Here is a 20,590-nt window from a genome sequence, read left to right as displayed (position 1 = left end):
ATCAGACCGGGGCGGCGCCGATCTGTTTCAGAATGCCGAGCTCGTCGGAGCTGCCCCATCGCTCGACCATCTTGCCATCCTCGAACCGGCCAATCTGCATGCCGCGCACCTTGATCGGCTTGCCCGTGGCGGCGACGCCGTTGAAGTCGCCCTTGTGGGTGCCGGTGATCTCGTAGGCGAAGGCGACCTGATCGCCCTGGGCCACCAGGGTTTGAGGCTCAACCTTCAGATCAGGGAAGGCGGCGCGCATGCCGGTGAAGAAGGTCTTGAAGCCTTCGGGACCTGGTCCCTGATCCGGAGCCGGATCGTTGTCGACGCAGCCTTCGGCGACCACCTCGGGGAAGGCGTCGAGGTCGCCCGTATTGACGATCTCGCCAAAGCGTTTGGTCGCGGCGATGTTGGGGCTGTCTGCCATGGGCCGGAGTCTCCGATAGGGGTGAGCCAGCCCAACGGCCCATCTCCTTTATCGTTCATCGCTACGCTTCAGATGCCGGCGTACCACTGGTAGCCGCGGTCTTCCCAATAGCCGCCCTTGCCGCCGCCGATGCCGTCGAAGCTTTCGACCACATCGATCCGCTTGATATATTTGGCCATCTTGTACCCAAGCTGGCGCTCCAGCCTGAGCCGGATCGGAGCCCCGTGCTTGATGGGCAAGACTTCGTCGTTCATCTCATAGGCCAGGATCGACTGCTCGTGGCGGGCCTCCGGGATGTCGATGCTCTCGTAGTAGCGGTCGCCTTCCTCGGTCTGATCCAGGGCGTCGAAACAGTGGAAGACCACGTATTTCGCCTCCGGCCTGACCCCGGCCCGGTCGAGCACCGCCGACAGCCGCGCCCCCTTCCACTTGCCGATCGACGACCAGCCCTCGACGCAGTCGTGCCTGGTGATCTGGGTGCGTGACGGCATCCGCCGGAGGTCGTCCAGCGACAGAGACAGCTCGTGCCGCACCAGTCCGGCGACGATCAGCCGGTAGTCCCGGAACCCGTTCGCCTTCAGCGCCACATAGTCGGACGCCGCCGGATCCACCGACCCGTTGGCCCGGAAGTCCCTGGAGATATCCTTCTCCTGATACTCGGGCGCCAAGCCCCCGCGCGCCAGCATCCGCTGACCCCGCTGGCTCGCCTGCTCGGCCTTCTTCAGCGTGCACTGGCCCGTGCGGCTGGCCGCCACCCGGTCGCAGCCGCCCAGCGCCAGAGCGGCGCCGGCGCCCAGGATCAGTCCGCGTCGATGGGGGATCATTCCGGCTCTTCCTTGTCGGGTTCGATCACGAACCAGCCCGTGATCATGGAGCGCATGTTGTTGGTGAAGCCGGCCACGAAGACCAGCACCACATGGACGACGACGAAGCCCACCAGCCCGCTGGCCGACAGGAAATGCAGCGTCCTCGCCGACTGGCGCCCGCCCAGGACCCACAACAGCTCGGGCAGGGCCGCATTCATCGTCGGCGACATCGCCAGTCCCGTCGCCAGCATCATCGGCAACAGGACCAGCAGCACCAGCAGGTAGGTCAGCTTCTGCAGCACATTGTACCGTCGCGCTTCCTCGCCCTTGGGGAACTTGAGCTGTGCGTGCTCGACGATGCTGTGGGGGATGTCGGCGAGGTCGGCCTTCGTCGGCCCGATCATCCGCTTCAGCCGCCCGCTGATCGTGATGGAGGCCAGATAGATCAGCCCGTTGATGACGAAGATCCAGGCGAACAGAAAATGCCATCCCCGGGCCGCCCCCAGGTCGCGCCGCATCGGAACCATCAGCCAGTCGGGCGCCAGAGGAAAGCTCATCCACGGACTGTCGAACGTCGACTTGAGCCCCCAGTACAGATGCGGGTGGGCCATCAGGATGTTGATCCCGCTCATGACCAGGATCGTCATCGCGAGAACATTCAGCCAGTGGGTCAGCCGCACCGTCAGCGGATGCCGCCAGGTGTCGATCCGCCCGCCGGACAGGGGCCGGTCCGCATGCCGGTCGGGTCGCGCGATCGCGACGCGTTCGACGTCGGTGGTTGTGTCGTCCGTCATCGCTCGCCCCTCATCCGCCCGTTCCCCTTACTGCGCCTTCACCCCGGCAATGGCCATTGCTAGGTTGAGGCCATGCCCGCCTCATCAGACGCCCCCGTCAACGTCGCCCTCGTCGGCTATGGCAATGCCGGGAAGACCTTCCACGCCCCGTTGATTACGGCCTGTCCGGGTCTCCGGTTACATTCGGTGGTGACGACCCGACCCGATGCCCTGCACGCCGACCGGCCCGACGTCCGCGCCCTTCCCGAGTTCGCCGACGTCCTCGCCGATGCCGACATCGATCTGGTCGTTCTCGCCACCCCCGACGCCCTGCATGCGCCGCAGGCCGAGGCGGCCCTGAACGCCGGCAAGGCCGTCGTCGTCGACAAACCCTTCGCCCTCAATCTCGTCGACGCCCGCCGTCTGGTCGAGCTGTCGGAGGCCAGAGGCCTGCTGCTTTCGGTCTTCCAGAACCGGCGCAGGGACGCCGACTTCCTCGCCCTTCAGGCAGAGCTCGCTTCGGGCCGCCTCGGCGATATCGTGACGGTCGAGAGCCGCTACGATCGCCACCGCCCCCTCGTTCGCGACCGCTGGCGCGAGAACGACGGGGACGGGGTCTGGCTGGACCTCGGCCCCCATCTTGTCGACCAGATGCTGGTCCTGTTCGGTCGCCCGCTGGCCATTGCCTGCGATATGGCCGTCCAGCGGCCCGGCGGCCGAACCCCCGACTGGGTCCACGCCGTCCTGCGCTATGCCGACAAGCGGGTGGTGCTGAACGCCGCCATGCTGTGCGCCGCCCCCGACGTCCGCTTTGCCGTCCACGGGACGCACGGCAGCTGGCTCAAGTCCGGCCTCGACGTTCAGGAAGACCAGTCAAAGGCCGGTCTGGCCGTCGGCGCCCCCGGCTGGGGCGTCGATCCGAAGCCCGGGACCTTCGTCGACGGCGAGACCGGCGAACGCAGCCCCGCCCCCGGCCCGGCCGGCGACTACCGCGCCTATTACTCAGGCATCGCCGCGGCCCTGCGAGACGGCGGCCCGCCGCCGGTCACGGCCCGGCAGGCCCTGTCGGTGATGGAGGTGCTGGACGCCGGCCTGCGCAGCGCCGCCGCTCGCCGGGAAGTCCCGATCGATCAGTAGCGCGGCGGGGCGCAACGGCTCCGGTCGCCGGCCTGACAGGCGCGGACATCGGCCTCCCAGCGGGCGCGTTCGGCCTGCCACCGCGCCTGATCCGCCTGCCACTGGCTCTGGGCGGCCGCGGAACGGCGAACGTCTTCCTCATAGGCCAGCTGGGCCTGGGTCGATGCGGCGACCACCTCTTCGTGCTTGGCGCGCTCGGCCTCGAACCGGGCCTGATCGGACCTTTCCTGGTTCTCGGCCAACTGGTTGCGCGAGGCGATCTCGTCGTTCAGCGCCCGGGTGGTCCGCAGTTCTTCAGGAGTCTGCTCGGAATCGTCGGCCCGGTGATAGGCCTCCCCGTCGTTCACGGGCGCCGGGTTGGCCGGCGGAGCCTGGTTCAGCAACTGGTCGGCCTGATCCGCCGGCCGGGTCTGGACTGGCGGTTTCTGCGCGTGGGCCGCGCCGGCCGCCAACGCAAAGGCCAGGGCGGCCGCCAGTGTCCGGGTCCTGATCATCATTTCATTTCCTCTCGCGATCCCGCCGTCAGATCCAGCCTGAGGAGCTTGGCCATATCAGGGCGACGCATCTGCCGGAACGTCGTTCGCGTGGAAAGGTGGCGCCGGGCCCCGTGCCGAGGTTAAATAGGGAATTCTACCCCTCCCCCGCGAGTTGCGCCCGATGATCCTCTCCACGAGTTCTGGCGACTTTCCCATTCCGGCGGACGTCGCCACCCGGCTACCGAAAGTTCCGCCCGTGCCGGACCCCACGGCGCCGCAATACCGTCAGGCCCGCCGCGCCTTCGCCGACTGGCTCGATGCCGCCCCCGGACACGCGATTGATTTCGAACGCCTGCGCCGCTGGCATCTGGTCCAGAACCAGCTCGCCGCCGCCGCCCGCGCCGAAGGCCGCACCTTCGTGGTGACGGAGGATGGGCTCGATTGAACCGGCCCGCATCCGGGCGGCCCAGACGGGAACTTCCCCGTCACGTCCTCATATCGGATATGGCGCCTGCAACCGGGTGTGATCTGACTCCTCGCCGTCGTGCGTCTATTTCACGGCGAACTCAGAAGGATTCTAATATTGAACCGCCCGGCCTATCCTTCTTCGCGTAGATTGGTTCTGGCTATGGCGGCAGCGGGATTGGGAATGTTCGCGAGCAGTGTTGTCGCCGCGCCGCGGATATCGCCCCGGAAGGCCGAGGCCGACCTCGATCGTGTCGACGCGCTGATCGCGCGCATGACGATCCAGGAGAAGGCCGGGCAGCTGAACCTGCTCGGTGACCCCTTCCGCTTCCGGCCGATGAACGTGAACCCGCTGGATGGACAGGGCGACCCGGCGCGGGTGACCCGAATGATCCGCGAGGGCCTCGTCGGCAATCTGTTCAACGGCGTCGGCGCCGAGGCAGGGCGTCGCATCCAGACCATCGCGGTCGAGGAGAGCCGGCTGGGCATTCCCCTGCTGTTCGCCGCCGACATCATCCACGGGCTGAAGACGGTCTTTCCCGTACCGCTGGCCGAGGCGGCCGCCTTCGACGCCGACCTGGCGCGGCGTACGGCGCGCGCGTCCGCGGTCGAGGGCGCCGCGTCAGGCATCCACCAGACCTACGCTCCGATGGTCGATGTGGCTCGGGACCAGCGCTGGGGTCGCGGCGTCGAGGGCGCCGGCGAGGACATCTGGCTGAACGAGGTGCTGGCCGTCGCTCGGGTGCGCGGCTTCCAGGGCGACAAGGGCCTCGCGGACCGCGACGCCCTGCTGGCCACGCCCAAGCATTTCGCCGCCTATTCCGCCGGGCTCGCCGGCATGGAATACAACACCACCGACATGTCCGAGGCGACGCTGCGCGGGACCTTCCTGCCGCCCTTCAGGGCCGCGTTCGACGCCGGCGCCCTTTCGGTCATGACCGCCTTCAACGATCTCAACGGCGTTCCGGCGTCCGGCAACCCGTATCTGCTGACCGACATCCTCCGTGACGAGTGGGGTTTCACCGGCTTCGTCGTCTCCGACTACACGGCCGAACAGGAACTGATCGCCCACGGCTTCGCCGCCGACGGGCGTGACGCGGCGCGGATCGCGCTTCTGGCCGGAATGGACATGTCGATGGTCTCGGGCCTGTTCCTCGAGCACATCCCCGATCTGGTCGAGAAGGGCGACGTGCCGCTCGCCCGCGTCGATCAGGCGGTTCGGCGCGTCCTGATGACCAAGGCGGCGCTGGGCCTGTTCGACGACCCCTATCGCGGCTGCGATCCCGTGCGCGAGCGTCAGGTCGTCGGCTCGCGCGAACACCGCGACCTGGCCCGCGAGGCCGGCGTGAAGTCCATCGTTCTGCTGAAGAACGAGGGCGGTCTGCTTCCGCTCAAGCCGACCGGCCAGAAGATCGCGCTGATCGGCCCCTTCGGCGCCGACGTCGACAACATCTTCGGGCCCTGGACGATCTGGGGCGACGAGACGCGCCGAATCTCGCTGGAAGCGGGCTTCCGCGCCGCCATGAGCGAGGACTCCGACCTCGTGGTGGTCAAGGGCTCCGAGGTGGAGGCGGCCCTGCCGGGCGGCATCGAGGCGGCGGTGCTGGCTGCGGACCAGGCGGACGTCGTCGTCCTCGCCATCGGGGAAAGCTCGCGCATGTCGGGCGAGGCGCAGTCGCGCACCGAGATCGACATCCCGGCGCCCCAGCGGGCCCTGGCCGAGGCCGTGGCCGCGACGGGCAAGCCGGTCGTCGTCCTTCTGCGCAATGGCCGCGCCATGGAACTGTCCGGCCCGATCAAGGACGCCGAAGCGATCGTCGTCACCTGGTTCCTCGGCGGAGAGATGGGCCATGCCGTCGCCGACATCGTCTTCGGCCTCGCCTCGCCGTCCGGTCGCCTGCCTGTCAGCTTCCCGCACCGTTCAGGTCAGCAGCCCTACAGCTATGACCACAAGATCACCGGCCGCCCGGCCAACAACGCCCTAGCGTCGCAGGAGTATGTGGCCCGGTATCGCGAGACAACCAACACCGCCCTCTATCCGTTCGGCCACGGCCTGACCTACGGCACGGTCAGCTACGGCGCGGTCACTCCAGCCGACGGCACGCTCGATTGGGACGGCGAGATCGAGGTCTCGGTCGATGTGACCAATGCGGGCGACCGGGCGGTGGGGGAGACGGTCCAGCTCTATATCCGCGACCGGGTCGCGGACCTGACCCAGCCGGGCCGCCGGTTGCGCGACTTCCGCAAGGTCGAACTGGCGGCGGGAGAGACGAAGACCGTGGCCTTCACCCTGCGGCGCGACCGTCTGGAGTACGTCGGCGCCGACGGTCGACAGACGGTTCAGCCCGGCGCCTTCGACATCTGGCTGACATCGTCGGCCCAGGCCGGCGACCCGGCGACGCTGATCCTCACCGCACGGTAGGCGTTCAACACCCTGCCGTCCCGGTCAGGCACGCCGGATCACGTCGATCAGGGGGCCGCCCGGCCCCTGGGTCAGGGTGGCCTCGACGCCGTAGGCGCGCCTCAGGACGTCTGGCATCAAGGCCGTCGCCGGCGGGTCGTCGGCCAGAACCCCGCCCTCTGCGAGGACGATGATACGGTCCGACATCCTCAGCGCCATCGACAGGTCGTGAAGGGTCACGATGATCCCCATGCCTTCGTCGGCCAGTCGCCGGAACAGGGTGCCGACGTCCATCTGGTGCGCCGGATCGAGGCCGGTCAGGGGCTCGTCGGCCAGTAGCCATTCGGGCTCTCCAGCCAGAGCCCGGGCGATCAGAACCCGCGCCCGCTCGCCTCCGGACAGGGTGTCGACGATCCGGTGTTCGAACGCGGCGACATTGGCCGCGGCCATCGCCCGGTCGACTGCAGCGTGGTCGTCCCTGGCCTGACCGCGCGCACCGATGAAGGGCGTTCGCCCCAGCTCGACGAGGGTCCGCGCCTCGACCGCCCAGGCGATCTCGGGCGTCTGGGGCAGGAAGGCCAGCCGCCGCGCCCGGTCGCGCGGCTTCATGCCGGTCAGGGCGATCCCGTCCAGCGAGGCCACCCCCGAGGTCGGTTGGCGCAGACCCGCGAGGCAGCTCAGCAGGGTCGATTTGCCGGCGCCGTTGGGGCCGACGATGGCGGTGACCTTGCCGGCCTCGATCGACAGGCTGACGGTCGAAAGGATCGCCTTGCCGCCGATGGCGACGTGCAGGTCCGCACAGGACAGGACGCTCATGCGATCTTCGTCCTCAGACGCAGCAGCAGGACGAGGAAGAAGGGCGCGCCCAGCGCCGCCATGGCGACCCCGAGCTTCACCTCGCCCGCCGCCGGGGTCATCCGCACCAGGATGTCGCCGGCCAGCACGATGACGGCCCCGCCAAGAAGGCTCGGGACGAGAAGGGCGCCCGGTCGTGCGCCGACCAGCGGCCTCAGCAGGTGCGGCGTCACCAGTCCGACGAACCCGATCACACCCGTGACGGCGACGCTGGCTCCCGCCGCCAGAGCCACGCCGAGCGCGAGCGTCCATCGCGTCCTGGGCATCGAAACGCCCAGCGATCGCGCCCCGATCTCCCCCAGTGTCAGCGCATCCAGAGCCCGACGGGTGGTCAGCAACAGTCCGCAGCCGACGGCGATGAAGGGCAGGGCCATCTTCACCTCCTCGAAGCTGCGGTCGGCCAGCGACCCCATCAGCCAGTCAACGATCTCGTTCACCGCCCACGGATTGGGCGCCAGAGACAGGGCCAGCGACACGCCCGCGCTGGACAGGATGTTCAGGATGGCCCCGGCCAGGACGAAGGTGACCAGGCTCGAAGCCGAGCCGGACAGCAGCATCAGGACGGCGACGCCGGCGAGCGCGCCGCTGATCGCCGCGACCGGAAGAGCCCACGGGGCGACCGCGGTCACCCCGTAGTAAAGCGTCAGCACCGCGCCCAGCGCCGCCATGGAGGACACGCCGAGCACCCCGGGATCGGCGAGCGGGTTGCGCGTATAGCCCTGAAGCACCGCGCCCGAGAGGCCGAGCGCCGCCCCCACGACGATGCCGAGAATCGTGCGCGGCAGGCGCAGTTCGAAGACGATGGCCCAGCGCGGATCGATGTCCGGCGAGACCCAGGCGCTCCACGGCACCCAGACCTTGCCCGCGATCAGGCTGACCCCGGACAGGATCAGCAGCAGGGCGATCAGGCCCGCATAGAGGAGCGGCCGGCTCACGGGCTTCATGCGGACCTCGCCAGGACGGCGTCCCGAGTGCGCGACAGGGCGGCCGCCGTCTGGATCAGGACCGGCCCGCCGCAGAACAGGAGCCGTTCGGGGAAGACGGCGCGTTCCATGCCGCCGGCGAAGCGGGCCAGAGCCGGATGCTCCATCACACGCTGGGCCCGACTGGGCAGGCCGCGCGACGGCTCGCCGGACAGCAGCAGATCCGGCGGATCGGCGATGACGAATTCCAGTGGCACATTGGCCGATCCGCGCAGGCCGTACCGGGCGATGACGTTCTCGAGGCCCGCACGTCGCATCATCTCGTCCATCAAGGTGCCGGGACCCGACGCGAAGCCACCGGGCATGAAGACGAGGGCCGACACTCTTCGCGCGCCGGGCGCCGGAGCGGCGGCGGCCAGTGCGGCTTCGATCCTGCGGACGACCGCCTCGCCGCGCTCGGGACGACCGACCAGGGCGGACACTTCCCGTACCTGCGCCAGACTGTGGGCAACGGTCTCGGGCACGCTGAACTGGAGCGTGCGGATGCCGAGGCGATCGAGGGTATCGAGCAGGACGGGCGATGACGGACGGCCCGTCAGCACCAGGTCGGGCTCAAGGGCGATGACCTCTTCGGCCGTGCCATAGGTGAACGGGAGTGTCCGGGCGATATCGGCGATGGTCGAGCCATAGCGGTCGCGGGAGTAATGGCTGAGCGCCGCGATCCGGCTCCGGTCCGCGACATGGGCCAGGATTACGTCGAGACAGGGATTGAGCGAAACGATGCACCGGGGCTCGGCCTGCGGCGGCGACGCCGGCGCGGCGCGCGCGGACCCCAGGCCGAGGCCCGCAGCCAGCCCGCCCGCGACCAGGGTGCGACGATCGGGTGCTGTCATCGATGCGTCTCCTCTCCCGGCGAGCCCGAGTGTGCGCCGCCTGTCGGGTGCAGCGCCAGAGGGCGCGAACGGACGGTCCGTTCGCGCCCGTCGCGTCGACCTAGAACCGGGCGCGGATGCCCACGAAGGTCCCGCGACCCGCGACGCCGTAGTTGGCGGTGGTCGCATAGGTCTCGTCGCCCGCGTTCTCGATCCGGCCATAGACCTCGAGCGTCTCGTTGATCGGATACGAGGCCCGCAGGTCGACCAGGGTGTAGGCGTCTAGGCGGGTGGCGTTCGAGGCGTTGTCGAAGCTGTCGCCCACGTGCTGGACGGCGACCGAGGTCGATAGGCCGAACGGCCAGACATAGCCGACGGTCAGGTTCGCGGCCTGGTCCGGACGACGCGCCAGCTGACGACCCAGGTTGGCGCCCGGCGTGCGGTTCTCGGTATTGGTCTGCGTGTAGTTGGCGTTGACCGAGAACGACCCGATCTCGTAGTCCGCCGCCAGTTCAATGCCGTCCGCCTCGGTGAGGGCGACGTTCGAATAGTAGCCGAAGCGAGGCGCCCCGTTCTTGAAGCACAGCGGCGCGGTCGCGGGCGTCGGCGCCGGGCTGAACGGGCAGGACACGAAGTCGATCTGGTTGGTCGTCTCGCGCGAGAAGTACGTCGCCGACAGGATCAGGGCGCCGTCCAGCAGATGCTGTTCCACGCCCGCGTCCCAGCCATCCGCCTCTTCCGGCAGCAGGGCCAGGTTTCCGAACTGGCTGTAGAGTTGGTACAGGCTCGGCGCCTTGAAGCCCTGGCCGAAGCTGGCGCGCAGCACGGTCGAGCCGTCGTTCAAGGTCCAGGCGACGGCCGCCTGGCCCAGGGTCTTGCCGCCGAAGGTGTCGTGCTCGTCGCGACGCACGCCGCCGGTGAGGGTCAGGCCGTCGACGACCTCGGCCTGCAGCTGGGCGTAGACGCCGTCGAGGCCGACCTCGGCCGCGTCGGGGGCGGCGGAGAACTCGGACTCCTCGTGCTCGGCGCCGAAGGTCGCGGTCCAGCCCTCGCGGACGTCGAGCACGCCCTGGTATTCATAGCGCCTGTTCAGGCCTTCGGCCTCGAAGGTGATGCCGGACCCGGCTTGATCGGGATTCAGGTTCTGGCGGTCGGTCCGGGTGTAGCCATAGGCGACGCGATTGCTCAGACGGCCGTCGAACAGGTCGAAGTTCAGGCCCGCATAGGAGACCAGCTCCTTTGTGCTCGAGGTTTCGCGGGTGTCACCGAAGGCGAAGGTCGGCGGTGCGAAGCCGTCGACATCCACCGTCCCGTCCGAATAGACGGCGCGGAGGTCGACCGAGACGCCCTCGACGATACGGATGTTGGCCCGACCGCTGAGGCCGAAATTCTCGTAGCCGTCCTCCTCGGTCCCGCGCGCGAAGGCGGAGAAGCCATCGGTCTGATAGCGGGAGGCGGCCAGTCGCCAGGTGGCGCGTTCGCCGGCGCCGCCGACGGAGCCGCGCAGATATGTCGTGCCCCGCGATCCGGCCTCGGCGTCAAGGCTCGCCTGGAAGGGGCGCGTCGGTTCGGCTGTGACGATGTTCACCACGCCGCCGATGGCCTGGGAGCCCCACAGGGTCGACTGTGCTCCGCGCAGCACCTCGATCCGCGCGACGTCGCCGATCAGCAGGTTGCCGAAATTGTAGCCGCCGCCCGTGCCCGACGGGTCGTTCAGCTTCACGCCGTCGATGATGGCGACCGTCTGGTCCGTTTCAGCGCCGCGGATGCGCACGGCCGTGACCGAGCCGACGCCGCCATTGCGCGACACCGTGACGCCCGGCGTGCGGGCCAGAAGGTCCGACACCACGACCGTCTGGCTGGACTGGATGTCCGCCGTGGTCAGGACGGTCACCGACTGACCCACGCGATCGGCGTCTTGCGCCGAACGGTTGGCGGTGACCACCACGTCGTCCAGCAGGCTGCTGTCGACGGCGGAGGTGACGGTTTGTGCGCTCGCGGCGTTGGCGGCGAGCAGGAGCGCGGCCGTGGCGGCGCTGGCGATCAGGGTCTTTTTCATTCGGGTCCAATCCCTCGTTTGACAACGAGCCGGCTCGCGAACGGCCGCGATCGGACATGGAGACACGCCCGGTCACGACCGCGCAGCGATGCGCGGCCCAACAGACGTCGTCATTCGGGAAAAGACCCGTTCCGCCCGGCACACCACGTCCGCGCGAAGGACGACCACGACGGGCAGGTCTCCTGGCTCGCGGGTCAACACCGGTGCGCGTCGCCTTCCCAGGTCCTTTGGTCGAAACCATCGGACCCAGTGGCTAGTGACGCGCGGGCTCGCCGCCTACAGTTGCGTGGGCAGCCCGGGTTTCGCACCCGAGTTCCCTTTTCATCCCCATCGCTGGGGAACCTGTCGCAGGGCGGCCCTTAGGCCATCGCGCCTGTGGCGGCAATGGTGACGCTGGTGCGCCTTCACGGCATGTCCGGGAAAAGATGGCGCACCCGAGAGGATTCGAACCTCTGACCCCTGCCTTCGGAGGGCAGTACTCTATCCAGCTGAGCTACGGGTGCATCCGTCGGCCTCGCGGCCGGACGAAGGGCCTTACAGCAGGTCGCGTTCAGCCTCAATCCCGGAACGACTTGGCGAAGGGCGCAGCCCCGCCTAGCCTGCGGCGGTTCTATCGGAGTCCGTCCATGCGTCGCCTTTTCCTCGCCGCTCTCGCCCTGCCCCTGCTGCTGGTCGCGGCCTGCGCCACCGCCCCGGCTCCCGATCCGTCCGGCGACAGTCTGGACGCCGTGGCGCGGGACTATGTCGCCTTGATCCTCGAGATCGGTGAGCGCGAGCCCGGCTATGTCGACGCCTACTACGGGCCGCCGGAATGGGCCGAGGCCGCCAAGGCGAACCCGCGCGAGGGCCCGGCCCTGATCCTGGGCGCCGCCTCCCTGACGGAGCGACTGAACGCCCTGTCGACGCGGGGCGCGGAGCCCGCCGTGGTTCAGCGCAAGGCCTATCTGCTGGCCCATGTCTCGGCGGCCTCGGCGCGTCTGCGCATGATCGGCGGGGCGCGGATGAGTTTCGCCGACGAGGCCTTCGCCCTGTTCGGGGTGCGGCCGGAGTTGAAGCCCCTGACCGCCTATGATCCCATCCTGGCCCGCATCGACGGTCTGGTTCCCGGCGAGGGACCGCTGGCCACGCGCGTCGCGACCTTCCGCGACCAGTTCGTCATTCCGACCGACCGGCTTCAGGTCGTGATGGACGCCGCCATCGCCGAGTGCCGGGCGCGGACCCTGCGTCACATCTCGCTGCCTGCGAACGAGAACTTCACCCTGGCCTTCGTTACGGACAAGCCGTGGTCGGGCTACAACTACTTCCAGGGCGGCGCTGCCTCCAAGATCGAGATCAACACCGACCAGCCGATCTTCACCGACCGGGCCATCGATCTCGGCTGCCACGAGGGTTATCCGGGCCACCACGTCTACAACGCCCTGCTGGAAAAGACCTTCGTGCGCGATCGCGGCTGGGTCGAGATGAGCGTCTATCCCTTGTATTCGCCGATGTCCTTCGTGGCCGAGGGCAGCGCCAACTACGGCATCGACCTCGCCTTCCCGGGCGACGAGGCGGAAACGTTCGAGCGCGAGGTGCTTCTGCCGCTGGCCGGTCTCCAAGGCGCTCCGGTGCACGAGAAGGACGAGCTGAACACCCTGGTGCGTCAGCTGGCGCGGGCCGAATACACCATCGCCGACGACTACCTGGCGGGCCGGGTGAACCGCGAGGACACGATCGCGAAGCTGTCGAAATATATGCTGACGACGCCCGAGCGGGCGGCTCAACGGGTGCGGTTCATCGAGACCTATCGCAGCTACATCATCAACTACGGCCTGGGTCGGGACACGGTGCAGGCCTGGGTCGAAGCGCAGGGGCCCGATCATTGGGCAGGGATGGAGACCCTGTTAGCCAGCCAGATCCTGCCGGTGGATTTGCTGTGATTCAGCCCGGCTGAGCGCGACTCCAAAAAGCGAGTCTACAGAGTCGACAGAGTCGCGCTGGCCGGGGTTCCGGGATGGCGATGTCAAAGACCGGGAGACAGTGTCTCACGGTTTTCGGGGGCGCCTGCGATAAAGCTCTAAAACACGACCGGGCGTTGATCCGATTGAGGAATTCGGACGATCCGTTGATGGGTGTGGAGGGCAAGCCCCCCTCCGCAAGGGAGAGGGGTCATGACTCACTGCGCCGTCATGCCGCCGTCGATCTTGAACTCGGCGCCGGTCACGAACTTCGCCTCGTCCGAGGCGAGGTAGAGGACGCAATACGCGACGTCGTTCGGCTCGCCGATCCGCTTCAGCGGGATGCCGCGCGCGAGGCGTTCGTGGGCCTTCTGCTCGTCGCCGCCGGCCATGGCGACGAAGGGATCCAGGATGGCGGTCTTGATGAAGACCGGGTGGACGGAGTTGACCCGCACGTTCCAGTCCATCTTCGCCGCCTCGAGGGCGACGGTCTTGGTGTACATCCACACGCCGGCCTTGGTGGCGTTGTAGGCGCCCATGCCCGGCGCCCCCGCCAGGCCCGCGATCGACGAAATGTTGACGATCGAGGCCGAACCCGAGGCCCGCAGGTGCGGCATGGCGTGCTTGCAGCCGAACATGACCGAGCGAAGGTTGATCTCGTACTGGCGCTGCCAGTTCTCGCTCGTGTCGGCCTCGGCGAACAGCAGCACATCGCCGACGCCCGCATTGTTGACCAGGATCGACAGGCCGCCCATGGCCTCCGTCGCCTCGGCGACGACCTCGACCCACCGGGCCTCGGAGGCCACGTCATGGGCGAAGCCGAAGGCGGCGCCCGGGATCTCGGCGTTGATCCGCGCGGCCAGATCGTTCGCGCCGGCGCCGTTGATGTCGGTGATGGCGACCTTCGAGCCCTCGCGCGCGAGCATCCAGGCGATGGCCTCGCCCAAGCCCTGGGCGCCGCCCGTGATCAACGCGGCCTTGCCCGCGACGCGTCCAGCCTTGCTCATGGTCATTCCCCTCCCAGGGATTTCGCGGCGGCGTCGATAAAGCGCGCCATCGTCGTATCGAGATCGGTGACGCCGCCCGCGTCGTGGGTGGTCAGAAGCACGGTGACCCGGTTGTAGACGTTCGACCATTCCGGATGATGGTCCATCGTCTCGGCCTTCAGCGCCACGCGCGTCATGAAGGCGAAGGCGGTGTTGAAGTCGGCGAAGTTCAGCGCCCGCTCGATGGCGGGACGGTCGCCCTCGTGAACCGACCAGCCGGTCAGGTCCGTCAGGGCGGCGACGGGATCGAGGGTCGGTCTGGCCATAAAAGCTCTCCTGTTCCCGGGGGTAACGATCTCGCCGGGCGCCCGCAAGGCGCCGCTGTGTCGCCTACCCGACACTAAACCAAGCCCTGGAACATCAGATCAGGCTGGGGCGTTGGGAAGCGTCGCCATACGCGGCAGGAGTTGAATATTGGACAATCTCTGGATCGCCTCGCTGAGCGCGGCCGACCGAAAGCGACTTGAGCCGCATCTGACCGAACACACCTTCACCCAAGGACAGATGCTCTACGACGCGGGGGAAGCTGTGAATCAGGTCTGGTTCCCCCTGAACGGCGTGGTCTCGCTGATGACCATTCTTCCCGAGGACAAGATGGTGGAGACGGCGGCGATCGGACGCGAAGGTCTGGTCGGGGTCACCTGCGGGCCGATGAACGCCCGGGCCTCATCGCGAGCCATCGCCCAGATTCCGGGCTCGGCGGCCTGCTGCTCCGCCGACGTCTTCTCCGACGCCCTCGGCGACAGCCCGAGCCTGCGCACCGCCCTGGCGAAATTCACCGAGAGCCTGTTCGCCCAGGTTCAACAGACGGCCGCGTGCAACGCCCAGCACAGGCTGGACGAACGCCTCGCCCGATGGCTGCTGACCCTGCACGACCGCGCCGGGTCCAACCGGTTCGACCTGACCCAGTCCGACATCGCCGGAATGCTCGGCGTGCGCCGCGCCACGGTGTCCGAAGTCGGGGGCGATCTGGAGGACAAGAAGCTGATACGACGCGGCCGCGGGTGGGTCGAGGTGCTGGATCGGCAGGCGCTCGAGGATGCCGCCTGCGGCTGCTACGGCGCCATGCGCAGCGTGATGAAGGATCTCGGCGTGCCTGCGCCCCAGGCGCCGAAGGCCTGAACCTCAGGCCGCGACGGTGACGCCCGGTGACGCGGGCTTCTCAGCGCGCTAGACCGCGGGAATGACCGCCTCTCCGCACGGCCCGCACTCGTCGGGCGACACCTCCTCCTTCGGTTTCCGCGACGTGGATGCGCGCGAGAAGGTGCGCATGGTGCGCGGCGTGTTCGACAGCGTGGCCTCCAGCTACGACCTGATGAACGACCTGATGAGCGGCGGCGTGCACCGGCTGTGGAAGGACGCGGCGGCGGCGAAGCTGAACCCCCGTCCGGGCGAGACCATCCTGGATGTCGCGGGCGGGACCGGCGACATGGCGCGGCGCTATTCGAAGATGGCGCGACGAGCGCAGGAGCGACGCGGCGGAGACGACGCCTCGGTCATCGTGCTGGACTACAATGCCGAGATGATCCTGGCCGGCGTCCACAAGGGCGGGGAGCCGGAGATGATCTGGACCGTCGGCGACGCCATGGCCCTGCCCATCCCGGACGCCTCCGTCGACGCCTATTCGATCAGTTTCGGCATCCGCAACGTGTCGGACATCGCCGTGGCCCTGAAAGAGGCGCGAAGGGTGCTGAAGCCGGGGGGGCGGTTCCTGTGTCTGGAGTTCTCGCGGCCCACGGCCGAGGTCGTGCGCAAGGCCTATGACGCCTGGTCCTTCCACGCCATTCCGCGCATCGGCGAATGGGTGGCGAAGGATCGCGACAGCTATCAGTACCTGGTCGAGAGCATCCGCCGCTTCCCCGACCAATCGACCTTCAAGGCCATGATCGAGGACGCCGGGTTCTCCCGCGTCGCCGTGACCAACCTGTCGGGCGGGGTCGCGGCGATCCACTTCGGGTGGGCGGTCTGAGCTTTCCCGCCGCATACCGGGTCGCGCCCGCGCCGCCGCCGACCGTGGCGGTGCGCGACCCGCTGGGCGCGACCTGGCGGCTGATCCGCTGGGGCGCCGCCCTGGCCCGGCACGACGCCCTGTTGCCGCGCGAGATCACGCCCCTGCTGCCCGCCTGGGCGCGCTTGCTGGCGGGGTTCGTGCATCTGTTCGCCGGGCGCGAGGGCCGCGACGGCCGACCGGGCCAGAGGCTGGGCCGGGCGTTCGAGACCCTGGGGCCCGTGGCGATCAAGCTCGGTCAGGTCATGGCCACGCGTGCCGACATCTTCGGCATCGCGTTCGCCCGCGACCTGGGCCGTCTGAAGGACAAGCTGCCGCCCTTCCCGACCGAGGAGGCGCGCCGCGAGATCGAACGGTCGCTGGGGCGACCGGTCGAGAGCCTGTTCAGCGATTTCGGCGATCCCATCGGGGCGGCGTCTCTGGCCCAGGCCCATCCGGCCTGGCTGGCCGACGGGCGCAAGGTGGCGGTCAAGGTGCTGAGGCCCGGAGTCGAGCGGCGCGTGGTCAAGGGTCTGGACGCCATGCGTCTGGCCGCCGGTCTGGTGCACCGGATGGTCCCGGCCGCGCGTCGACTGGAGCCCGAGGCCTTCGTCGAGACGGTCGCCCGGTCGATGTATCTCGAGCTCGACATGCGGCTGGAGGCGGCGGCCGCCTCCGAACTGCACGACATCATGGAGAAGGCCCGGGCCGACGGGGCACACATGTCGGCGCCCAAGGTGGTCTGGGACGGGGTCGGCAAACGGGTTCTGACGCTGGAGTGGGCGCAGGGTCTGCCGATGACCGACCCGGCGGCAGTCGAGCAGCCGGGCATGGACATCAATGCGCTCGCCGACAACGTCGTGCGCGCCTTCCTGGTCCAGGCGCTGGACTACGGGACCTTCCACGCCGACCTGCACGAGGGCAACCTGTTCGCCTCCGCGCCCGCCGAGTTGACCGCTGTCGACTTCGGCATCATCGGGCGGCTGAATCCGGGCGAGCGACGCTATCTCGCCGAGATCCTGTGGGGCTTCCTGACCCGCGACTATCCGCGCATCGCCCGGGTGCATTTCGAGGCCGGCTACGTGCCGCCGCATCACAGCGTCGAGGCCTTCGCCCAAGCCCTGCGCGCGGTCGGAGAGCCGGTGATCGGCCGGGCCGCGTCGCAGGTTTCGATGGGCCGGCTGCTGGGCCAGTTGTTCGAGATCACCGCCCTGTTCGACATGCATCTGAGACCCGAACTGATCCTGCTGCAGAAGACCATGGTCTCGGTCGAGGGGGTGGCGCGTCGGCTGAATCCCGATCACGACCTGTGGGCCGCGTCCCAGCCGGTGGTGGAGCGATGGATCACCCGCGAACTGGGACCCAAGGCCCAGGTCCGCGACGGCCTGCGCGAAATCCTGTCCGGCGCGCGCGCCCTGTCGCGGCTCGTGCAGGAACCGCCGACGAGCCAGACCGTCATCGTCGAGCGGGTGAGAACCCCGACCTGGCTGGCCGTCTGTGTCGTGATCGCGACCAGCCTTTCGGCGGCCGCCCTCATTGTGTCGCTTTGGCCCGGGATTGTGGGCTGACACCGCCGGAGTTCGCATGACCGTTTCGATCAAGACCGCCGCACTCGTTTTCGCCCTCGCGGCCGCAGGTCCCGTGCTGGCCCAGACGACGCCGACCCAGTCCCTGAACCAGAGCCGCTCCCTTGCGCCCACGGTAGGCGCCGCGACGATCCCGAACACCTTCGACGGCCCCGTCGCCCAGCCCACACCGGTCACACCCCTGCCGGCCGCGCCGGCGGCCCAGGTCACCGACACCGAGATGGCCGAGGGCGCCTTGCGCGCCGTCATCGAACAGTTCCGCGCCGCCGACATCGACGAGCGGCTGTTCACCCCCGGCGTCGCCACCCAGCTGAACGGCCAGCTGGCGGACTACTCCCGGCTCATCCGGGGCTATGGCGCGGTCCAGTCGATCGAGCCCCAGGGGGCGACGAACGGCGTCGGCCAGTTCCTGGTGATCTTCGACAACGCCGCCACCCAGTGGCAGGTCGGGCTGGAAGAGGGCGGACTGGTCGCCGCGGTCCGCTTCCGTGAGGCGCCGCCCGAATCCTCCGAGCCGGCCGCGCCCGGCGCCTGATCCTCTTTCGACCCTCACCTCCTCCCCGGAACCGAAGCATGAAGCGCCTTTCCCTCGCCGCCCTAGGCCTCGTCGTGCTGTCCAGCTGCGCCCCGGGTCCGGGAGGCCCGATGGGAGGCCCCGGCGGGCCGGGAGGCTTTGGCGGCCCTCAGGAACCGAGGCCCGGCCTGTTCGTCAGCCCCTTCGGCGAGCTGTTCTTGTCGGAACCCGGCGAGCCCTGGCCCGTCGCCGCCTGGTTCTCCGGCGCCGACGCCGACGGCGACGGCCAAGTGACGCTGGAGGAATTCACGGCCGACGGGGTCCGCCAGTTCCGTACGCTCGACGTCCGTCGCGACGACCGGCTGACCCCCGACGAGATCGCCGCCTATGAAGAGGACCTGGCCCAGGCTCGCGCCCGTCTGCCGGGCATGGAGGGGCCGCGCCGCATGCCGGGACGGCGTCTGGAAGGCTTCGGCGGCGGCATGGCCCTGGGCCTCGCCGAACCCGCCCAGCAACAGGGCAGCCGCAGCGGTCCCCGCCAGCGCGTGCCGACGGGACCGCTGGCCTATGGACCCATCGCCGCGGCCGGCTTCTTCAATTACCCGCAGCCGGTCAAGGCCGCCGACCTCGACACCAACCAGACCGTGACGGCTCAGGAATGGGCGCAGGCGACGGAGCGCTGGTTCCTCGCCCTGGACACCGACCATGACGGCGTCCTGACCCTCGCCACCCTGCCGCGCACGCCGCTGCAGCAGATGATGGATCGCGGCCCGCGTTAGGCCGCGTTCGCGGGTCCGGACGGCGCCTGGGTCGAACCGGTCTGGTGGTACAGACGCGCGGCCGCGTAGCAGGGGCCGATGGTGCAGGTCTTCATCACGAAGCGGACGGTGTAGGCGCCGTTCGCCGGCGGCGCGACGTTGATGATGGGGAAGCTGTCCGGCAGGGTGTCGCGCTCGACGATCTTGCCGGTCGCGTCCAGCAGCTCGAAGTCCATGTCGGTGCATTCGTTGTCGCAACCGCCGATGATCCGATACGTCTGGCCGCGCTGCAGCTGGACGGTCCAGGCGTGAATTTGGGTGGGTTGCAGGGCGACGACCTCGTCCTCGACGCCACTCACGGCAGTGAAGCCCCGGGTATTCTCCTCGGCCGCCTTTTCGATATAGCTCTTGGCCAGTTCACGCAGCTGGGCGCGCTGTTCCTGGCTCAGGGAGGCTTGGGGCGTGGCGTCGATCAGGGCCTGATTGCCGTTCGCCACAGGGGCCGTCGGCGCAGTCGCGACCTGGGCCGGCGTGCCGGGATTGGGCCGATCCTTCTCGGGCGTCTGGGGGCCGCACCCCGCCAGAACCACGCATCCGAAAAACGCCAGGGCGGGTATGCGCATGCCAGTACTCCGTCGGTGAGGGTCGGAGGGAAAATGGCCGAGCTTCGCAGTCGTTCCCGCAAAGCTGATGTGAACAGGCTTAATCCAGCGCCGGCTTGCCGCGTCCGTTCTTGATCGTGGCCCGTCCCGACTTGGCCTGCAGACGACGTTCTTTCGACGCCCGCGTGGGGCGGGTGGGGACGCGATAGGTCGGGGCGATCGTGGCCTTGTCGACCAGGTCCTGAAGCCGTTCGATGGCGTCGGCGCGGTTGCGTTCCTGGGTCCGGTGCCGGACGGCTGTGATCAGGATGACGCCGTCGAGCGTCAGACGACTGCCCGCCAGTTTCATCAGACGTTCGCGCACGGGCTCCCTCAGCGAGGGCGAGTTCTTCGCATCGAACCGCATCTGCACGGCGGTCGAGACCTTGTTGACGTTCTGGCCGCCCGGTCCGCCGGCGCGGTAGAAATGGAACTCCAGCTCGCTCTCGGGGATGGTGGTCATCGGGGCACGCGTTTCGCCCGAACCACGGCCTGATCGAGCGCCTGCAGGAAGGCGGAGCGATCCTTCGGCCCGAACGGGGGCGGGCCGGAGGTGGCGACACCCATGGAGCGCAGATGCTCGCCGACCATCCGGCCTGCGAGCGCAGAGCCGATGGAGTCCGCCGTGAAGGGTTGGCCGTTCGACTTCAACGCCTGGGCCCCGGACTTCAGGCAGCGGTCGGCCAGCGGGATGTCGGCGGTGATGACGATGTCGCCCGGTCCCGCACGCTCGGCGATCCAGTCGTCGGCGATGTCGGGGCCGGCATCGACGACGATTTGCTCGATCCACTTTTCGCGTGGCGTATTGATCCAGCTGTTCGAGACCACGAAAACATGCAGGCCGTAGCGGGCCGCCACGCGATAGACCTCGTCCTTCACCGGACAGGCGTCGGCGTCGATGAAGATGCGGGGGGCGGAGGATGGGGCCGGGTTCATGCC

At 68.8% G+C, this 20,590-nt stretch carries 22 protein-coding genes, 1 tRNA gene and 1 riboswitch; of the genes, 9 read left to right on the top strand and 14 right to left on the bottom strand.

The window, feature by feature from the left end:
- Window position 1: 1 nt before the first annotated feature.
- The 3 genes from ACQY68_RS02755 to ACQY68_RS02745 all read right to left on the bottom strand — a co-directional run bounded on the left by ACQY68_RS02755 (window position 2) and on the right by ACQY68_RS02745 (window position 2,015).
- A complete protein-coding gene (locus ACQY68_RS02755; protein WP_428151496.1) occupies window positions 2–415 on the bottom strand; it encodes an ester cyclase in 414 nt (137 codons plus the stop codon).
- 68 nt (window positions 416–483) lie between these two features.
- A complete protein-coding gene (locus ACQY68_RS02750) occupies window positions 484–1,239 on the bottom strand; it encodes a molybdopterin-dependent oxidoreductase (protein ID WP_428151495.1) in 756 nt (251 codons plus the stop codon).
- A complete protein-coding gene (locus ACQY68_RS02745) occupies window positions 1,236–2,015 on the bottom strand; it encodes a cytochrome b/b6 domain-containing protein (RefSeq protein ID WP_428151494.1) in 780 nt (259 codons plus the stop codon). The genes ACQY68_RS02750 and ACQY68_RS02745 overlap by 4 nt, the downstream gene beginning before the upstream one ends.
- Before the next feature lie 72 nt (window positions 2,016–2,087).
- Here ACQY68_RS02745 and ACQY68_RS02740 point away from each other — a divergent pair, with 72 nt between their 5' ends.
- Window positions 2,088–3,131 (top strand): oxidoreductase, encoded by a 1,044-nt coding sequence (locus ACQY68_RS02740; RefSeq protein ID WP_428151493.1) that lies wholly within the window; start codon window positions 2,088–2,090, stop codon window positions 3,129–3,131.
- Here ACQY68_RS02740 and ACQY68_RS02735 read toward each other — a convergent pair.
- The gene (locus ACQY68_RS02735; protein ID WP_428151492.1) at window positions 3,125–3,628 is read right to left on the bottom strand and encodes a cell wall hydrolase; all 504 of its coding nucleotides are present in this window, start codon (window positions 3,626–3,628) and stop codon (window positions 3,125–3,127) included. The genes ACQY68_RS02740 and ACQY68_RS02735 overlap by 7 nt on opposite strands.
- A 235-nt stretch (window positions 3,629–3,863) precedes the next feature.
- On the opposite strand from ACQY68_RS02735, the gene ACQY68_RS02730 reads away from it, so the two are divergent.
- Both ACQY68_RS02730 and ACQY68_RS02725 read left to right on the top strand, forming a co-directional pair.
- A complete protein-coding gene (locus ACQY68_RS02730; protein WP_428151491.1) occupies window positions 3,864–4,052 on the top strand; it encodes a hypothetical protein in 189 nt (62 codons plus the stop codon).
- Between the two features lie 204 nt (window positions 4,053–4,256).
- Entirely contained in the window at window positions 4,257–6,494 is a 2,238-nt protein-coding gene (locus ACQY68_RS02725; RefSeq protein ID WP_428151490.1) for a glycoside hydrolase family 3 N-terminal domain-containing protein, read from the top strand.
- A gap of 24 nt (window positions 6,495–6,518) precedes the next feature.
- Here ACQY68_RS02725 and ACQY68_RS02720 read toward each other — a convergent pair whose 3' ends face one another.
- The 5 genes from ACQY68_RS02720 to ACQY68_RS02700 all read right to left on the bottom strand — a co-directional run bounded on the left by ACQY68_RS02720 (window position 6,519) and on the right by ACQY68_RS02700 (window position 11,685).
- Window positions 6,519–7,289, bottom strand: a complete 771-nt coding sequence (locus ACQY68_RS02720) for an ABC transporter ATP-binding protein (protein WP_428151489.1) — start codon at window positions 7,287–7,289, stop codon at window positions 6,519–6,521.
- Window positions 7,286–8,272 carry a FecCD family ABC transporter permease gene (locus ACQY68_RS02715; RefSeq protein WP_428151488.1) on the bottom strand — a complete coding sequence of 329 codons (987 nt, stop codon included), beginning with the start codon at window positions 8,270–8,272 and terminating at the stop codon, window positions 7,286–7,288. The genes ACQY68_RS02720 and ACQY68_RS02715 overlap by 4 nt, the downstream gene beginning before the upstream one ends.
- Window positions 8,269–9,144 (bottom strand): ABC transporter substrate-binding protein, encoded by an 876-nt coding sequence (locus ACQY68_RS02710; protein ID WP_428151487.1) that lies wholly within the window; start codon window positions 9,142–9,144, stop codon window positions 8,269–8,271. Before ACQY68_RS02710 ends, ACQY68_RS02715 begins: the two co-directional genes overlap by 4 nt.
- Window positions 9,145–9,244: 100 nt before the next feature.
- Complete coding sequence (locus ACQY68_RS02705) at window positions 9,245–11,182, bottom strand: TonB-dependent receptor plug domain-containing protein (protein ID WP_428151486.1); 1,938 nt, start codon at window positions 11,180–11,182, stop codon at window positions 9,245–9,247.
- Window positions 11,183–11,337: 155 nt separating this feature from the next.
- A riboswitch (cobalamin riboswitch) is annotated at window positions 11,338–11,543 on the bottom strand.
- A gap of 65 nt (window positions 11,544–11,608) precedes the next feature.
- Window positions 11,609–11,685: transfer RNA gene (locus ACQY68_RS02700), tRNA-Arg, on the bottom strand.
- Window positions 11,686–11,808: 123 nt separating this feature from the next.
- Between ACQY68_RS02700 and ACQY68_RS02695 the strand changes: the two genes are divergently transcribed.
- Entirely contained in the window at window positions 11,809–13,101 is a 1,293-nt protein-coding gene (locus ACQY68_RS02695) for a hypothetical protein (protein WP_428151485.1), read from the top strand.
- Between the two features lie 236 nt (window positions 13,102–13,337).
- On the opposite strand, the gene ACQY68_RS02690 is transcribed toward ACQY68_RS02695, so the two are convergent.
- Together ACQY68_RS02690 and ACQY68_RS02685 are read right to left on the bottom strand one after the other, a co-directional pair.
- Window positions 13,338–14,126, bottom strand: a complete 789-nt coding sequence (locus ACQY68_RS02690) for an SDR family oxidoreductase (RefSeq protein ID WP_428151484.1) — start codon at window positions 14,124–14,126, stop codon at window positions 13,338–13,340.
- Window positions 14,127–14,128: 2 nt separating this feature from the next.
- The gene (locus tag ACQY68_RS02685) at window positions 14,129–14,431 is read right to left on the bottom strand and encodes a 4a-hydroxytetrahydrobiopterin dehydratase (RefSeq protein WP_428151483.1); all 303 of its coding nucleotides are present in this window, start codon (window positions 14,429–14,431) and stop codon (window positions 14,129–14,131) included.
- A 148-nt stretch (window positions 14,432–14,579) separates the two neighbouring features.
- On the opposite strand from ACQY68_RS02685, the gene ACQY68_RS02680 reads away from it, so the two are divergent.
- From ACQY68_RS02680 to ACQY68_RS02660, 5 genes are all read left to right on the top strand, one after another.
- Window positions 14,580–15,287 (top strand): Crp/Fnr family transcriptional regulator, encoded by a 708-nt coding sequence (locus ACQY68_RS02680; RefSeq protein WP_428151482.1) that lies wholly within the window; start codon window positions 14,580–14,582, stop codon window positions 15,285–15,287.
- 61 nt (window positions 15,288–15,348) lie between these two features.
- Window positions 15,349–16,134 carry a class I SAM-dependent methyltransferase gene (locus tag ACQY68_RS02675; RefSeq protein WP_428151481.1) on the top strand — a complete coding sequence of 262 codons (786 nt, stop codon included), beginning with the start codon at window positions 15,349–15,351 and terminating at the stop codon, window positions 16,132–16,134.
- Window positions 16,135–16,178: 44 nt separating this feature from the next.
- Window positions 16,179–17,720 (top strand): 2-polyprenylphenol 6-hydroxylase, encoded by a 1,542-nt coding sequence (gene ubiB, locus ACQY68_RS02670; RefSeq protein WP_428152719.1) that lies wholly within the window; start codon window positions 16,179–16,181, stop codon window positions 17,718–17,720.
- A 16-nt stretch (window positions 17,721–17,736) separates the two neighbouring features.
- Window positions 17,737–18,273 (top strand): hypothetical protein, encoded by a 537-nt coding sequence (locus ACQY68_RS02665; protein WP_428151480.1) that lies wholly within the window; start codon window positions 17,737–17,739, stop codon window positions 18,271–18,273.
- 38 nt (window positions 18,274–18,311) lie between these two features.
- Window positions 18,312–19,031 carry a hypothetical protein gene (locus tag ACQY68_RS02660; RefSeq protein WP_428151479.1) on the top strand — a complete coding sequence of 240 codons (720 nt, stop codon included), beginning with the start codon at window positions 18,312–18,314 and terminating at the stop codon, window positions 19,029–19,031.
- Here the strand turns inward: ACQY68_RS02660 and ACQY68_RS02655 are convergent.
- The 3 genes from ACQY68_RS02655 to ACQY68_RS02645 all read right to left on the bottom strand — a co-directional run bounded on the left by ACQY68_RS02655 (window position 19,028) and on the right by ACQY68_RS02645 (window position 20,587).
- Window positions 19,028–19,633, bottom strand: a complete 606-nt coding sequence (locus ACQY68_RS02655) for a hypothetical protein (RefSeq protein WP_428151478.1) — start codon at window positions 19,631–19,633, stop codon at window positions 19,028–19,030. The genes ACQY68_RS02660 and ACQY68_RS02655 overlap by 4 nt on opposite strands.
- A 79-nt stretch (window positions 19,634–19,712) precedes the next feature.
- Window positions 19,713–20,114 carry an alternative ribosome rescue aminoacyl-tRNA hydrolase ArfB gene (gene arfB / locus ACQY68_RS02650; RefSeq protein WP_428151477.1) on the bottom strand — a complete coding sequence of 134 codons (402 nt, stop codon included), beginning with the start codon at window positions 20,112–20,114 and terminating at the stop codon, window positions 19,713–19,715.
- Window positions 20,111–20,587 carry a YaiI/YqxD family protein gene (locus ACQY68_RS02645; protein WP_428151476.1) on the bottom strand — a complete coding sequence of 159 codons (477 nt, stop codon included), beginning with the start codon at window positions 20,585–20,587 and terminating at the stop codon, window positions 20,111–20,113. The genes arfB and ACQY68_RS02645 overlap by 4 nt, the downstream gene beginning before the upstream one ends.
- Window positions 20,588–20,590: the final 3 nt, after the last annotated feature.

Source organism: Brevundimonas sp. (genome assembly GCF_965278935.1).
In the GTDB taxonomy this organism is placed as follows: Bacteria; Pseudomonadota; Alphaproteobacteria; order Caulobacterales; family Caulobacteraceae; genus Brevundimonas.
The sequence above is the reverse complement of the archived record's forward strand: the minus strand, read 5'-3'. Positions and strand labels throughout refer to the sequence as shown.